The organism is Hephaestia mangrovi (genome assembly GCF_019880555.1).
GTDB lineage: Bacteria > Pseudomonadota > Alphaproteobacteria > Sphingomonadales > Sphingomonadaceae > Sphingomonas > Sphingomonas mangrovi.
Map to the genome: position 1 here is coordinate 205,409 of NZ_JAINVU010000005.1, position 15,364 is coordinate 220,772.

12 protein-coding genes and 1 tRNA gene are annotated in these 15,364 nt (G+C 68.5%); 7 read left to right on the top strand and 6 right to left on the bottom strand.

The window, feature by feature from the left end; genetic code table 11:
- The first annotated feature begins 15 nt into the window (after positions 1-15).
- Positions 16-90 (top strand) — tRNA-Gly (locus tag K7G81_RS12950).
- Positions 91-273: 183 nt separating this feature from the next.
- On the opposite strand, the gene K7G81_RS12955 is transcribed toward K7G81_RS12950, so the two are convergent.
- A complete protein-coding gene (locus K7G81_RS12955; protein WP_223031221.1) occupies positions 274-1,287 on the bottom strand; it encodes an aldo/keto reductase in 1,014 nt (337 codons plus the stop codon).
- Between the two features lie 174 nt (positions 1,288-1,461).
- On the opposite strand from K7G81_RS12955, the gene K7G81_RS12960 reads away from it, so the two are divergent.
- Positions 1,462-2,265 (top strand): DUF72 domain-containing protein, encoded by an 804-nt coding sequence (locus K7G81_RS12960; protein ID WP_223031222.1) that lies wholly within the window; start codon positions 1,462-1,464, stop codon positions 2,263-2,265.
- A gap of 2 nt (positions 2,266-2,267) precedes the next feature.
- Here the strand turns inward: K7G81_RS12960 and K7G81_RS12965 are convergent, their stop codons facing one another.
- Genes K7G81_RS12965 through hemC form a run of 3 tightly spaced genes read right to left on the bottom strand, consistent with a single transcriptional unit; the run spans position 2,268 to position 4,791 of the window.
- A complete protein-coding gene (locus tag K7G81_RS12965) occupies positions 2,268-3,179 on the bottom strand; it encodes a hypothetical protein (protein WP_223031223.1) in 912 nt (303 codons plus the stop codon).
- Between the two features lie 32 nt (positions 3,180-3,211).
- Positions 3,212-3,877, bottom strand: a complete 666-nt coding sequence (locus tag K7G81_RS12970) for a uroporphyrinogen-III synthase (protein ID WP_223031224.1) — start codon at positions 3,875-3,877, stop codon at positions 3,212-3,214.
- Positions 3,874-4,791: a hydroxymethylbilane synthase gene (gene hemC / locus K7G81_RS12975; RefSeq protein WP_223031225.1), complete on the bottom strand. Its 918-nt coding sequence runs from the start codon at positions 4,789-4,791 to the stop codon at positions 3,874-3,876. Before hemC ends, K7G81_RS12970 begins: the two co-directional genes overlap by 4 nt.
- A gap of 40 nt (positions 4,792-4,831) precedes the next feature.
- On the opposite strand from hemC, the gene tsaD reads away from it, so the two are divergent.
- Together tsaD and K7G81_RS12985 are read left to right on the top strand one after the other, a co-directional pair.
- Entirely contained in the window at positions 4,832-5,866 is a 1,035-nt protein-coding gene (gene tsaD, locus K7G81_RS12980) for a tRNA (adenosine(37)-N6)-threonylcarbamoyltransferase complex transferase subunit TsaD (protein WP_223031226.1), read from the top strand.
- Complete coding sequence (locus K7G81_RS12985; protein ID WP_223031227.1) at positions 5,863-6,840, top strand: NAD(P)H-dependent glycerol-3-phosphate dehydrogenase; 978 nt, start codon at positions 5,863-5,865, stop codon at positions 6,838-6,840. Before tsaD ends, K7G81_RS12985 begins: the two co-directional genes overlap by 4 nt.
- Before the next feature lie 36 nt (positions 6,841-6,876).
- On the opposite strand, the gene K7G81_RS12990 is transcribed toward K7G81_RS12985, so the two are convergent.
- Complete coding sequence (locus K7G81_RS12990; protein WP_255587010.1) at positions 6,877-8,115, bottom strand: cation:proton antiporter; 1,239 nt, start codon at positions 8,113-8,115, stop codon at positions 6,877-6,879.
- A gap of 176 nt (positions 8,116-8,291) precedes the next feature.
- On the opposite strand from K7G81_RS12990, the gene K7G81_RS12995 reads away from it, so the two are divergent.
- From K7G81_RS12995 to K7G81_RS13005, 3 genes are read left to right on the top strand one after another with little or no spacing between them, the layout of a single operon-like run.
- Positions 8,292-9,401 carry a serine hydrolase gene (locus K7G81_RS12995; protein WP_223031228.1) on the top strand — a complete coding sequence of 370 codons (1,110 nt, stop codon included), beginning with the start codon at positions 8,292-8,294 and terminating at the stop codon, positions 9,399-9,401.
- A gap of 39 nt (positions 9,402-9,440) precedes the next feature.
- The gene (gene polA, locus K7G81_RS13000; RefSeq protein WP_223031229.1) at positions 9,441-12,203 is read left to right on the top strand and encodes a DNA polymerase I; all 2,763 of its coding nucleotides are present in this window, start codon (positions 9,441-9,443) and stop codon (positions 12,201-12,203) included.
- Positions 12,200-13,708: a lipopolysaccharide biosynthesis protein gene (locus tag K7G81_RS13005; protein ID WP_223031230.1), complete on the top strand. Its 1,509-nt coding sequence runs from the start codon at positions 12,200-12,202 to the stop codon at positions 13,706-13,708. Before polA ends, K7G81_RS13005 begins: the two co-directional genes overlap by 4 nt.
- Before the next feature lie 21 nt (positions 13,709-13,729).
- Here K7G81_RS13005 and purH read toward each other — a convergent pair whose 3' ends face one another.
- On the bottom strand, positions 13,730-15,298 hold the full coding sequence (purH, locus tag K7G81_RS13010; RefSeq protein WP_223031231.1) for a bifunctional phosphoribosylaminoimidazolecarboxamide formyltransferase/IMP cyclohydrolase: 1,569 nt from the start codon (positions 15,296-15,298) through the stop codon (positions 13,730-13,732).
- Positions 15,299-15,364 lie beyond the last annotated feature (66 nt).

A 15,364-nucleotide genomic window follows, 5' to 3' on the forward strand; every position in this document is an offset into this window, starting at 1 on the left:
GCCCGGACGCCAAGAGCGGGCGTAGCTCAGGGGTAGAGCACAACCTTGCCAAGGTTGGGGTCGAGGGTTCGAATCCCTTCGCCCGCTCCAGGTCGTCGCCAAGGATTTGGCGACGCCAAATCCACGATCAGCGACGACCACGGCCGGCATCGCCGCAGGCGATGACCGACGGCGCGGCTTGGCCGCGCCGGAATCAACGAGTGCGTGTTGGCGCGCCGCCCTGCCGGGCTGCGCACGGCGTTCGCATCCAGCGTGGCCACGTCGACCGATCGGTCATGATCCTGATGGTAGCGGCGCGGCAGGATCGACCAGCCCGGCGGCGCGCAGATCCTGCCAGAAGCTGGCGGGCACGATCTCGTCAAACGCCGCGCGGTCTTCGGCGATGCGGCCGGGCCGGCTGGCCCCGGGGATCACCGCCGCCACTGCCGGATTGGCGAGCGAGAAGTGCAGGCCCGCTGCCTTCATGCTGACGCCGTGGCGATCGGCGATTGCCTTGATACGCGCGACCCTGTCGAGAATCTCGGGCGTGGCGGGCGCATATTCGAAGTTCGGCCCGCCAACGAGCGCGCCCGAACTATACGGCCCGCCAACCACGATGCTGGCGCCATGGTCCGCCGCCAGCGGCATCACGCGCTGCAGCGCCCGGCCGTGATCGAGCAGCGTATAGCGGCCGGCGAGCAGGAAGGCACCGGGGCGCGACTCATCGAGGCCGAGCACCAGCTCGATCGGCTCGACCTTGTTGACGCCAAGACCCCATGCCTTGATCGTGCCTTCGTCGCGCAGCCGGTCGAGCGCGCGGAAAGCGCCGGTGCGCGCTTCCTCGAACTTGGCCAGCCACAGGTCGCCCCAGAAATCCTGCGCGAGATCATGGACGAAGGCGATCTCGATATGGTCGGTGCGCAGGCGCTTCAGGCTGTCCTCGATCGAGCGCAGTGTCGCGTCATAGCCATAGTCGTTGACGATCCGGTTGGCGCGGCCGTGCGCGAACACACCGGCTTTCTCGCCCTGCTGGCGGGCGCCGACGTCCTCCAGATCGTCGAGGATGATGCGCCCGACCTTGGTGCTGATGACATATTGGTCGCGCGGCTTGCCGGCGAGCGCCTCGCCCATGCGCAATTCGGCAAGGCCGGCGCCGTAGAAGGGGGCGTTGTCATAATAGCGAATACCGTCGTTCCAGGCCGCTTCCACCGTGGCGAGAGCCTCGTCCTCGGGAATATCGCGGAACATGTTGCCGAGCGGCGCGGCACCGAAGCCGAGTTTGCCCGGAAGAATGTTTTCGAGAGCCATAGTGCGCAATCCTTTCAGGCGATCGACGGCGGACCGGGCAACGCGACACGATCCTCGTCGGTGATCCCTGAACGTGCGAACTGGCAAGGCACGATTCAACCGCGCGCGCGATGGCGATCCCGAATCGTCGGACAGACATATCGCGCGGCTCGGCGAACCGGCTAAACAAGACGGATGAGCAAGAAAGACGAAGGCGCGATTCGCGTCGGTATCGGCGGCTGGACCTATGCCCCGTGGCGCGGCAGCTTCTATCCGGACGGCCTGGCCCAGAAGCGCGAGCTCGAATTCGCGTCGCGCGCGGTGACCGCGATCGAGATCAACGGCACTTATTATTCGAGCTTCAAGCCCGCCAGTTTCGCAAACTGGGCAGCTGCGGCGCCCGACGGTTTCGTCTTCACCGTCAAGGCCTCGCGTTTCTGCACCAACCGCAAGGTGCTTGCCGAGGCGGGCGAATCGGTCAAGCGGTTCGTCGGCCAGGGGATTGTCGAGCTGGGCGACAAATTGGGACCCATCCTGTGGCAATTCATGGCAACCAAGAAGTTCGACGCCGATGATTTCCGGGCGTTTCTCTCGTTGTTGCCGGCCCGGCACGGCGGCGTGGCGCTGCGCCACGCGATCCAGGTGAGGCACGAAAGCTTCGCGGTGCCCGAATTCATCGCAATGGCGCGCGATGCCGGCGTCGCGATCGTCTTCGCCGATTCGACCGATTATCCGGCGATCGCCGATGTCTCTGGCGATTTCGTCTATGCCCGGCTCGAGGCGGCGCGCGAGGAGGAGGCGACCGGCTATTCGGCGGACGAGCTCGATCGCTGGGCGGCGGCGGCGCGCGCCTGGGCCGCCGGTGACAGCCCGGCCGGCCTATCCTGCGTCACCGATCCGGCGCCGAAACAGCCGCGCGACGTGTTCGTCTTCGCGATCAACGGCGCCAAGGTACGCGCGCCCGCCGCCGCGCAGGCGCTGATCGACCGGCTGCGCTGATCTCAGGACGCTGCCGGCTTTTTCCCGGTCGGTGCCGCCGTATCCGGTGATGGTGCGGGTGCGGGCTGCGGCGCCGATGCCTGCGAGGGCGCCGCGACAGGCGCACCCTGACCGAGGATCGCCGCGGTTTCGATCACGTCGAGCGCGCGCCGTGCATCGATATAGCGATGCGCCGCCGTCAGCCAGCGCTGCGCCCCGCTCGCGCCGGGCAACCGCTCGATCTCGGCCAGCGCGGCCTCGACCTGCCCCGCCTCGAGCAGCCGCCGCGCCCGCGCCATCCGCGCCGACGGGCGCGGTGAGGGCGATGCTTCCTTGTGGATGACGATCAGGTTGGACAGCGTGTTGCGCAATCCCGACCACAAGGCCTCATGCCCGCCGCTGACCAGATCGGGCGCGATCGAATCGAGCCCGAGCCGCAGATCCTCCAGCGTCACCGGCGCGCGCGATGCCTGGATCACCATCGTTACCGCGCGCGGCTGGGTCGCACCAAACCGCTCGCGCAATTGCCCCTCGATATAGCCGAGCCCGATGCCGCGATCGATCGCGCGGCGCGCGGCGAACGCGATCAGCAGCCCTTCGGCGCGCGTCGCATTGCCCGAGGCAGCCTCCGCCTTGGTGTCGATCACCGCACTGCGCGCCTCGAGATCGGCGAGCCGCGCCGACAGCGCCGCCTCGCGCGCCGCCAGCGTATCGAGATCGGCGGTGGGATCGATCGCGACGCTGCGGGCGGGCGGCGGCGCGGTCTTGACCGGAACGGTGGTTCGTGCCGGCGCCAGCCAGGGCAGGCGATCGCCCCATTGCCGGATCGCCAGCCCGGCCAGGACGATCCCGGCGACGAACACCAGCAGATAGACGAGGAGGGCGCCGCGCCATCGCCGGCGGCGCGGAAGCGAAAAGGGGTCGTCGCTGGCCATCGCCGCTCTTATCGACGGCTCGCGAGGCCCGGTCAATCGGCCAGCCGCCGCGCCAGCGCGACCAATGCCGCATCGTCGCGCGTCGCCGCGACGGCCACTTCGCCCCATCCCGCGCCAGCCGCTTCCGCCACCGCCAGGCTGAGCGCCGCAAGCCGGATCGAGGCGCGGTCGATCGAGCTGGCCAGTGCCGCCAGGCGGCGCGCGGCGCGCGGCGAATGCAGCATCGCCACCTGACCCTCGATCGGCAGCAGATCGTCGGGCGCGCGCGCGATCTCGCGGCTTTCGTAAACCGTGACGACCGTGGCCACGCCCGCCGGCGCCGCCGCGCGATCGCGGCCGGCAAGATGGAGCAGCCGGTGCTTGCCGCGCGTGGCAGCCAGCCGCACGATCGCCGCGATGCCGTCGCTGCCGGTCGCGGCCACATCGAGGCCCGCGTCACGCGCTACCTGCGCGGTGGCTTCTCCCACGGCGAAGACGGGCAATCCGGCAAGCGCGCCGAGCCCCGGCCCCGCGCATCGCACGGCATTGGCGCTGGTCAGCAACAGCGCGTCATGCAGCGCAGGATCGGGCGGCGGCCACGCGATCGGCAGCACCTCGAACAGCGGCAAGACGATCGCCGCCAGCCCGACCTGCTCAAGCGCCGCGACCGTGGCGCGGTTGCCCGGCGCCGGCCGGAACACCGCGACACGGCGCGTCATGCCCCGAACAGCCGCCGGATCGCGGCGGGCGCGTCCGCCAGCAGCGTGGCGGCCAGCGTGGGCGCCAGTTCGGCATCGTCGCTGCGGCCGATCCGCGCGCCAGCAACCTGTTCGCTGCCATCCATCGCGTAAAGCCGGGCGCGCAGCAGCACCCAATCGTTCTCGATCATCGCAAGCGCGGCCACCGGCGAATGGCAATCGGCATCGAGCGCGGCGAGCAGCGCGCGCTCGTGGCCAACGCAGCATGACGTCGCAGCGTCATCGATCGCCGCCAGACTCGCGCGCGCTTCGGCATCCCCGGTCCGGCACTCGATCCCGACCGCGCCCTGCGCCGGCGCCGGCAGCATGGTATCGACGGCGAGGCGCGTGCCGATATCCGGCCGGCCGAGCCGATCGAGACCGGCGGCCGCCAGAATCGTCGCGTCGACCTCGCCCGCCGCCAGCTTCGCCAGCCGCGTTTCGACATTGCCGCGAAACAGCGTGGTGCGGAAATCGGGCCGCAGCGCGCGCAATTGCGCTGCCCGGCGCGGCGAGCTGGTGCCGATCACCGCGCCCGGCCGCAGCGTGTCGATCGCCTCCGCGCCGATCAGGCAATCGCGCACGTCGGCGCGCGGCAGCATCGCGGCGATCGTGATCGCGTCGGGCCGCACCGTCTCGACGTCCTTCATCGAATGCACCGCGGCGTCGATCGCGCCAGCGAGCAGCGCGCGATCGAGCTCCTTGGTCCACAAGGCCTTGCCGCCGATCTCGGCCAGCGCGCGATCCTGCACGCGGTCTCCGGTGGTCCTCACCGTGACGATCTCGATCGCGTCCACCGCCCAGCCGTGCGCGGCGGCAAGCGCGTCGCGCACCATGTGCGCCTGGACGAGGGCGAGCGGCGATCCCCGGCTGCCGAGGCGGAAACGAATGGCCATCGCGGGTTGTGCTAGCGATGGTTACGGCTAGAGGAAAGCCATGGCGCTGATCCTCGGCCTCGAATCGAGCTGCGACGAAACCGCTGCCGCGCTGGTGCGCGACGACCGCACGATCCTGGCCCACGCGCTTGCCGGGCAGGAAGCGGCGCATCGCCCCTATGGCGGCGTCGTCCCCGAAATCGCGGCGCGCGCGCATGTCGAAATGCTCGCGCCCCTGATCGAGCGCGCGTTGGGCGAGGCAGGCGTCGGGCTGGACGCCGTCGACGCGATCGCCGCGACTGCCGGGCCCGGCCTGATCGGCGGGGTGATGGTCGGCCTCGTCACCGGCAAGGCGCTGGCGCATGCCTGCGGCAAGCCGCTGGTCGCGGTCAATCACCTCGAAGGCCATGCGCTATCGCCGCGCCTCGCCGATCCCGATCTCGCGTTTCCCTATCTGCTGTTGCTCGTTTCGGGCGGGCATTGCCAATTGCTGTTCGTCGAGGGCGTCGGCCGCTATCGCCGCCTCGCCACCACGATCGACGACGCCGCGGGCGAGGCGTTCGACAAGACCGCCAAGCTGCTTGGCCTCGGCTTCCCCGGCGGCCCCGCGGTCGAGCGCGCCGCGGCCGAGGGCGACGCCAGGGCGGTGCCGCTGCCGCGCCCGCTGGTCGGCAGCGACGAGCCGCATTTTTCCTTTGCGGGCCTGAAAAGCGCGGTGCTGCGCGCGCGCGACGCCGGAACCTGGGCACCCGAGGATATCGCCGCCTCGTTCCAGCAAGCCGTGGTCGATTGCCTGATCGACCGCACCACGCGCGCGATCGACCGCGCCGACGGCGCGACCGCGCTGGTCGTCGCCGGCGGCGTCGCTGCCAACCAGGCGGTTCGCGGCGCGCTGGCCGAGCTCGCGCGTGTCTCCGGCCTGCGCTTCGTCGCGCCGCCGCTGTGGCTGTGTACCGACAATGCCGCGATGATCGCCTGGGCGGGCGCCGAACGCTTCGCCGCCGGGCTGACCGACCCGCTCGATACGCCGGCGCGCGCGCGCTGGCCGCTCGATCCCCATGCCGAGCGCGCCCGCGGGGCAGGCGTGAAGGCATGAGGATCGGCGTGATCGGCGGCGGTGCCTGGGGCACCGCGCTCGCGCAGGTCGCCGCCGCCGATGGCGCGCCGGTGACGTTATGGGCACGCGAGCCCGAGGTCGTCGAGGCGATCAACCGCCGTCATTGCAACGAGCTGTTCCTGCCGAGCGCTCGTTTGTCGCCGTCGATCACCGCAACCGGCTCGCTCGGCGCGCTTGCCGAGGCCGAGGCGCTGCTCGTCGTGACGCCGGCGCAGCACGTCCGCGCGATACTTGCCGAAGCCGCGGTCGGCGCGACGCCGCTGGTGCTGTGTGCCAAGGGAATCGAGGCCGGGACGCGGCGGCTGGTCGGCGAGGTCGCCGCCGCGATCCATCCGCGCGCGCCGCTCGCGGTGCTGTCCGGCCCCACTTTCGCACATGAGGTCGCCGCCGGCCTGCCCACCGCGGCGACGCTGGCCTGCGCCGATCCGGCCATCCGCGACGCGCTGATCGCCCGGCTCGCACGCCCCGCTTTCCGGCTTTATGCCAGCGACGACGTGATCGGCGCGGAGATCGGCGGCGCGGTCAAGAACGTGCTGGCGATCGCCTGCGGCGTGGTCGAGGGCGCGGGGCTCGGCCAGAATGCGCGCGCCGCGCTGATCGCGCGCGGATTCGCCGAGATGACGCGTTTCGGCCTGGCGCGCGGCGCGCAGCCCGAAACGCTGGCCGGCCTGTCCGGGCTCGGCGATCTCGTGCTGACCTGTTCGTCGACCAGCTCGCGCAATTTTTCGTTCGGCGTCGGGCTGGGGCGCGGCACGCCCGCCGCCCGTCTGCTCGCCGATCGCCGCACGGTTGCCGAGGGCGCCTTCACCGCCCCGGTGCTGCGCGAGGCAGCCGCCGAGGCGGGCGTCGCCATGCCGGTATCCGAGGCGGTATGCGCGCTGATCGACGGCGCCCCCGTCGATGCGGTAATCGCCGATCTCCTCAACCGCCCCCTGCGCGACGAGCGGGGGTAGCATCGGTTTCGGCCGACCTGAATCGGCTCGGCAGGCTTAGGGCGAACGGTCGGCTGCCAATGCAGCGTCCGCCTCGTCGTCCCCGGGTTCCTGTTGCAATCCCATCTTCCTGGTCAGCCAGGGCATCGTCAGCCCCTGGACGAAGATCGAGAAGGCGACCACCGCGAACGACACGACGATGATCGTGTCGCGCTCGGGCACCGTCACCGGCACGTTGAGCGCCAGCGCCAGCGCCAGCGCGCCGCGCAACCCGCCCCAGAACAGCACGTGCTTGTATTTCCACGGCACCGCGAGGCGCGTCTTCGCAAATGACGCCATGACGGGATAGACCGCCGCGGCACGCCCGGCGAGCACCAGCGCGGTGGCGATCACCGCTGCCTCGAGCACGTCGAAGAACGGCATTTCCGCCTCTCGCCCGCCGATCAGGATGAAGATCAGCGAATTGACCAGGAAGGCGACGAACTCCCAATGGTGGAGCACGCCGGAGCGGCCGTCGTCCGAAATTGCGCCGAGGAACCCGTAATTGCCGACGATCAGCCCCGCCGTCACCGTCGCCAGCACGCCCGAGGCATGGAAATGCTCGGCGAGCAGGAACGAGCCGTAGGCGATCAGCATCGTCAGCGTGATTTCGACCAGCCGATCGGTCGCGCGGCCGGCGATGGCGATCAGCGGGAACGCGACGACCGCGCCGGCGATCACGCCGCCGACCACCGTCTTGACCAGATCGAGCACGATTCCGCCGCCGCCCATCGCCCCGCCATCGACCGCGATCGCAAGCAGCACCGCGAAGCCCACTGCTGCGACGCCATCATTGAGCAGGCTTTCCGCCTCGACCAGCAGATGCAGCCGCGGCTGCACCTTCATTGCCTTGAACGCCGCGATCACCGCGACCGGGTCGGTCGCCGAAATCAATACGCCGAACATCGCCGCGCCGATCCAGCTCCAGCCGAGCAGCCAGTGCATGCCCCCCGCGACGACGATCGCCGCAATCGCCACGCCGAAGGTGACGAGCGCCAGTAGCAGCGGCAGCTCGCGCCGGAACGGCTTCCAGGGAATCTGGATCGCCGCCTCGAACACCAGCGGCGGCAGGAAGATGTAATAGATCAGTCCCGGCGTCAGCGACGGCGTCGTGCCCGGCGCAAGCACCGCCATCGCGATGCCCGCCGCGACCAACCCGACGCTATAGGGAAAATCGAACCGCCGCGCCGCCATGGCGACCAGCGAGGCAACGAACAGCAGGGCACCGAGCGTTTGAAAATCAAAACCTTGCATCATTCTCCCTCGATTCGCCGCAGCAAGCGGGGCATTCGTCGCAGCGATCGGCTCCGGCTATATCCAGCATCACCGGAAATCCGCATGTTCACGCTCGATAAACGGGGCATGAGTATCGTAGCGTAATGCGGGTCGAACGCAGGACAATCAGGATCGGTGCGGCGGCACTGGCGGCAACGATGGCCGTGTTGATCGTCGGCTGCAAGTCCGACGGCGCCACCGATGGCGCGCTGGCAACGCGCGGGCCGGTCCGCGCGCCCTATCAGGTGGCGATGCCAGTGCCGGCGGCGCGCGCGCGGCCCCGGCCGCCCCAGGCGTTGCAAGCCACGCTCACCGCGCTCACCGCGCAATTCGGCGGCCGCGCCGGCATCGCGGTGCAGAGCGTCGGCGAGGGCTGGACCGCGCAGAGCCACGGTGATCTCTATCTGCCGCAGCAGAGCGTCAGCAAATTGTGGGTCGCGATGACGATGCTCGACGCGGTCGACCGCGGCCAGCTCCATCTCAGCGATCCGATCAGCGTGACGCGCGCCGATCTTACCGTGTTCCATCAGCCGATTGCCGCGCTGGCCGTGAAGGGCGACGGCTATCACACCACGATCGGCGATCTCGATTATCGCGCGCTGACGACCAGCGACAACACGGCCAACGATCGCATCTTGCGGGCCGCCGGCGGCCCGCGCGCGACCGCGGCGATGTTCGCGCGCAAGGGGATCGTCGGCATTCGCGGCGGCCCCGACGAGAAGAACAAGCAGTCGGCGACCGCGGGGCTCGACTGGAAGCCCGAATATTCGATGGGCATGGCATTCCAGGATGCGCGCGCGCGGTTGCCGCATGACGTGCGCGAAGCGGCGTTCGATGCCTATGTCGCCAATCCGTCGGATGGCGCGCAACCCAATGCGATCGTCGATACGCTCGCCCGCCTCGTGCGGGGCGAATTGCTGTCGCCGGCCTCGACCCGATGGCTGCTCGGCACGATGGCCGATTGCAAGACCGGCTGGGCGCGGCTCAAATATCCGCTGCCCGACGATTGGCAGATCGCGCACAAGACCGGCACCGGCCAGGATTGGGGCCGCCGCACCGCGGGCTTCAACGATGTCGGCATCCTCACCGCGCCCGATGGCCGGATGTACACCGTCGCGGTGATGATCGGCGATGGCACGCAGAGCGTCCGCGAAAAGCAGAAGCTGATCCAAGACGTCGCGCGCGCGATCGTCACCGCGCATGACGAACAGCCTATGGCGATCGCGCAACAGGGCGGTGACCATATGGGCGGGCACGGCGCAAACTAGTTTGTCCCGCGCGTCCGGTGCGCTAGACCGCCCGGCGACATGCCCAACCATCTCTACCTGGTCGACGGCTCCGGCTACATCTTCCGCGCCTATCACCGCCTGCCGCCGCTGACGAACATCCGCGGCGAGCCGGTCGGCGCGGTCTATGGCTATACGACGATGCTTTGGAAGCTCGCCGACGAGCTGCACAAGGCCGACGGCCCGACCCACATGGCGGTGATCCTCGACAAGTCGAGCCACACCTTCCGCAACGAGATGTACGATCAGTACAAGGCGCACCGCCCGCCGCCACCCGAAGACCTCATCCCGCAATTCCCGATGATCCGCGACGCCACCCGCGCCTTCTCGCTGCCGTGCATCGAGGAGGAAGGCTGGGAGGCCGACGATCTGATCGCCAGTTACGCCAAGGCCGCGCTGGCGCAGGGCTGGCAAGTGACGATCGTCAGCTCCGACAAGGATCTGATGCAGCTGATCGAGCCCGGCCTCGATCTCTACGACACGATGAACAATCGCCGGCTCGGGCCGGAGTATGTCCAGGATAAGTTCGGCGTCGGCCCGAACAAGCTGGGCGAGGTGCTGGCGCTGATGGGCGACAGCGTCGACAACGTGCCCGGCGTGCCCGGCATCGGGCCCAAGCGCGCGTCGGACCTGATCAACGAATACGGCTCGGTCGAGGCGGTGCTGGCCGCCGCGCCCGAGATGAAGAAATCGAAGATGCGCGACAATCTGATCGAGCATGCCGAGATGGCGCGGCTATCGCGCAAGCTGGTCGAGCTCGCGCGCGATGTGCCGCTCGAACATCCGCTCGAAGAGCTGGGGTTGCAGGGCATTCCCGAAGCGCCGTTGAAGGCGTTCCTCGAGCATCACGGCTTCAAGTCGCTGCTCGCGCGGCTGGGCGCGGTCGCCGATCCGCCGGTTGCGGCACCGAAAGCCGACGTGGTGCTGCCCGAAGAACCGCCGTGCGATCACGATGCTTATGAGACGGTGATCGACGAGGCCGCGCTCGATCGCTGGATCACCGCGTCGCGCCATCAGGGCTTCATCGCGATCGACACCGAGACAACCGGCAAGGATGCTACCCGTGCCGAGCTGGTCGGCGTGTCGCTGGCACTCGCGCCCAACCGCGCGTGCTACGTGCCGATCGGCCATGGCGGCACCGACATGTTCGCCGAGAAGCCCGCGCAGCTCGATCGCGACGTGGCGCTGGCAAAGCTCAGGCCGCTGCTCGAGGACCAGAGTGTCCTGAAGATCGGCCACAACCTCAAATACGACCTGATCGTGCTCGGCCGCTGCGGGGTCGACGTGGCACCCTATGACGACACCATCCTGATGAGCTTCGATCTCGACGCCGGCCTGCATGGCCACGGCATGGACGAGCTCGCCGCGACGCACCTGTCGCACAGTTGCATCGCCTATAAGGACGTGGTCGGCACGGGGAAGAAGCAGCTCGGCTTTCACGAAGTCGATCTCAAGGCAGCGACCCGCTACGCCGCCGAGGATGCCGACGTGACGCTCAGGCTGTGGAGCCGTTTCAAGGCGCGATTGCCGGCGGAAGGCGCGACGCGCGTCTATCAGATGGTCGATCGACCGCTCGCCGCGGTGGTTGCCGGCATGGAGCGGCATGGCGTCAAGGTCGATGCCGAAGCGCTGTCGAAACTCTCGACCGAGTTCGCGCACCAGATTGCCGATCTGGAAAAGACCCTCCATGATCGTGCCGGCGGGCCGTTCACCATCGGCAGCCCCAAGCAACTGGGCGACGTGCTGTTCGAGCGGCTCGGGCTGAAGGGCGGGCGCAAGGGAAAATCGGGCGTCTATTCCACCGACGTCAACGAGATGGAGCGTCTCGCCGCCGACAAGGACGAGCCGTTGGGCGCCGAGATCGCCCGACTGGTGCTCGACTGGCGGCAACTCTCCAAGCTCAAATCGACTTATACCGACGCGCTGCAGGCGCAGATCAATCCCGAGACCGGCCGAGTCCATACCAGCTACTCGCTGACCGGCGCACAGACCGGGCGCCTCTCCTCGACCGATCCCAATCTGCAGAACATCCCGATCCGCACCGAGGTCGGCCGCCAGATTCGCGACGCCTTCGTCGCCGAGCCGGGCAACGTCATCCTCGCCGCCGATTATTCGCAGATCGAGCTGCGCCTGGCCGCGCACATGGCCGACGTGCCGGCGCTGCGTCAGGCGTTCGAACGCGGCGACGACATCCATTCGATGACCGCGACCGAATTGTTCGGCGAGGTCAATCGCGACACCCGCGCGCGCGCCAAGACGATCAACTTCGCGATCCTCTACGGCATCTCGCGCTGGGGGCTGGCCGGGCGGCTCGATGTCGAGCCGGACGAGGCGCAGGCGATGATCGACACCTATTTCCAGCGCTTCCCCGGGATCAGCAATTATATTGCCGCAACGATCGAGCAAGTCCGCGAGCGCGGCTTCACCGAGACTTTGTTCGGCCGCAAGACGCACTTCCCGCGGATCAAATCCAAGGTGCAGCACGAGCGCCAAGGCGCCGAGCGCGCCGCGATCAACGCCCCGATCCAGGGCACCTGCGCCGACATCATCAAGCGCGCGATGACGCGCATGGGGCCAGCGCTGATCGAGGCGGGCCTGCCCGATGTGCGCATGCTGCTGCAGGTCCATGACGAACTGGTGTTCGAGCTTCTCGAAGGCGATGTCGAGAAAGCGCGCGCGGTGATCGAGCGTGTCATGGCGACCGCGGCCGAACCGGCCGTGACGCTTAGCGTGCCGCTCGGCGTCGAGATCGGCGTCGGGCCGAGCTGGGGAGCGGCGCATTGAGCGACGCCGCCGTACCGCAGGACGATATCGCCGCGCTTGCCAAGGGGGGGCGCACCAATGTCACCGGGTTCGTGCTGCGGCTGTTCGCGCGGATCCCGTTCCTGTTCATCGCCGGGCGCCTCTACGGCCCGGAGCTGGTCGGCCGCTTCGCGCTCGCCGTCGTCGTGGTGGAGCTGGCCGCGCTGATCGCGACGCTCGGCCTCAAGCGCGGCCTTGCCCAGGCGCTCGCCAATGCCGATCGGCCGCACGTCCATGTCGTGTGGGACGCGATGGCGGTCGCTTTCGTCGTCTCGCTCGCGGCGAGCGCGGTGCTGATCGCCTTTCCGCAGGCGATGTATCCGGATAGCGACATCCACGGGCTCGACCGCTTCCTGCCGTGCATCATCTTCGCGATCGCCTGGTCCGACGTCAGCCTTGCCGCACTCGCCTATCGCCACAACGTCAAGGCAACGGTGACGGCGCGCGCGATCGTCGAGCCGTGGACGATCTCGATCGGCGCATGGATCATGTCGTTCGTGTCGTTCCACGACGGGCTGGTGCTCGCCTATGTCGCATCGATGGCCGCCGCGATGATTGCCTCGGTGATCCCGTTCGTAAAGAGCTACGGCCTGCCGCATGGCTGGAGCCCGCGGGTGCGGCCGCTGCTGGCGCTGGCGCGACAGAACATCCCGCTCGCTGGCGCCGACGCGATCGAATGGGGCACACGCAACGTCGATCGCTTCATCCTCGGCCTGTTGTTCGCGCCGAAGATCGTCGGCATCTATTATATGGCGCAGCAGATCGCCTCCCTGCCGCAGAAATTGAAGACCAGCTTCGAACCGGTGATGGGGCCGGTGATCACCAAGAGCCTTGCCGACAACGATTATGCCGCCGTCGCCAACCAGATCCGCCAGGTCGCGTTCTGGACAGTCGCGGCGCAAGCCGGAATCGCATTGTGCGGGGCGATTCCGGGCAAGGCGGTGATGGGGGTGGTCGGCCCGCAATTCGTCGCCGGCACCGCGGCGATGGCGTTCCTGCTGATCGCCGAGGTGCTCGCCTCGACCGGCACCGTCTGCGAATCGGCGCTGGTCTATGTCGCGCGGCATCGCAATCTGATGATCTCGCTGGCCATGCTCGGCGTGCAGATCGTGCTGAGCTTCGCCTTGATCTTCGCGATGCGCGCGCGTCACTGGCCGATCAATTATCAGGCCGCCGGCCCGGCCGTCGCGCTGATGCTGTCGGTCGCCGCGACCTCGACGATCAAGGCGACTTTGCTCAAGAGCGTCCTCAAGATGCGCGTCTCGGGCTTCCGCTGGCCGCTGGTCTGGGCGTCGCTGGCGGCGATCGCCGCGGGCACGATCTTCACCTCCTTGCCGCACCGCTTCGAATGGGCCGAACTGGCGCTGGGCATTCCCGCGATCGTCGGCGCCTATGGCTTCGTCATCTGGCGCTGGGCGTTCGGCCCCGAGGACCGCAAGCTGTTCAAGAAGCTGCCCGGGCCGGAGGAAGCGGCGCTGCCCATCTGAAGGAGCGCCACCGTCGGCCGATCAATGCCGGAAGTGGCGCATGCCGGTGAACACCATCGCCAGGCCGGCCGCGTCGGCAGCGGCGATCACCTCGTCGTCGCGGATCGAACCGCCGGGCTGGATCACCGCCGTCGCCCCCGCCTCGACCGCGGTCAGCAGGCCGTCCGCGAACGGAAAGAAGGCATCCGAAGCGACTGCCGAGCCGATCGTGCGTGATTCGCCCCAGCCCGCCTTTTCGGCCGCGTCCTTCGCTTTCCAAGCCGCGATGCGCGCGGATTCGACGCGGCTCATCTGGCCGGCGCCGATGCCAGCGGTCGAGCCGCCCTTGGCATAGACGATCGCGTTCGACTTGACGTGCTTGGCCACCGTCCAGGCGAAGCGGCAATCGGCCAGTTCCTGTGTCGTCGGCGCGCGTTTGGTGACGACCTTGAGCTCGCCCTCGATCAGCGCGTTGTCGCGTGACTGCACCAATATGCCGCCGGCGATCGAGCGAATCGAAAGGCCTGGCCGGGCTGGATCGGGCAGTTCGCCGGTCAGCAGCAGCCGCAGGTTCTTCTTCTTGGCGAACACCGCCTTGGCCGCGTCGGAAGCGTCGGGCGCGCAGACGACCTCGGTGAAAATCTCGCTGATCGCTGCTGCAGTCTCCTCGTCCAGCGGCCGGTTGAGGGCGACGATACCGCCGAACGCCGACACCGAATCGCACGCGAGCGCCGCCTTGTAGGCGTCGATCAGGGTGTCGGCGGTGGCGACCCCGCACGGATTGGCGTGCTTGACGATGACGCAGGTCGGTGGGCCGTCGCGGAACTCGGCGAGCAATTCCAGCGCAGCATCGGCGTCGTTGTAATTGTTGTAGCTGAGCGCCTTGCCCTGAACTTGTTCGGCCTGGGCGATACCGCCGACGCCCTGTCGGGCCGGTAGGTACAGCGCCGCCGACTGATGCGGATTCTCGCCATAGCGCAGCTCGGCACCCTTGGTGAGCGCGAGCGGCAGGGTGGCGGGCAACGTCTCGCCCTGATCGATCGTCGCGAACCAGCGCGCGATGCCGGCATCATAGTTTGCGGTGGCGGCGAACGCCTTGGCGGCGAGCCGCTTGCGATCGTCGAGCGTCGTCGTGCCACCCTCGACCAGCGCGTAATCGGCCGGATCGGTGACGATCGCGACATAGGCATGGTTCTTCGCCGCCGAGCGGACCATCGACGGGCCGCCGATATCGATATTCTCGATGATCTCGTCGCGCCCGGCGCCCTTCGCCACCGTCTGCGCGAAGGGATAGAGATTGACCACCACCAGATCGATCGCGCCGATATCGTGATCGCGCATCGCCGCGGCGTGCTCGGCATCGTCGCGCACCGCGAGAAGGCCGCCATGCACCTTGGGATGCAGCGTCTTGACGCGACCGTCCATCATTTCGGGAAAGCCGGTGAGATCGGAGATGTCGCGCACGTCCAGCCCCGCATCGCGCAGCGCCTTCGCCGTCCCGCCGGTCGACACCAGGTCGACGCCCTTCCCCGCAAGCGCCTTGCCGAGTTCGACGATGCCGGTCTTGTCGGAAACGGATAGCAACGCGCGCTTGATGGGGATCTCGGTCATGGGAGCCTCGTCCGTTCGCCCTGAACTTGTCGAAGGGCGGGGTGGCGATCGGGCTTCGACAAGCTC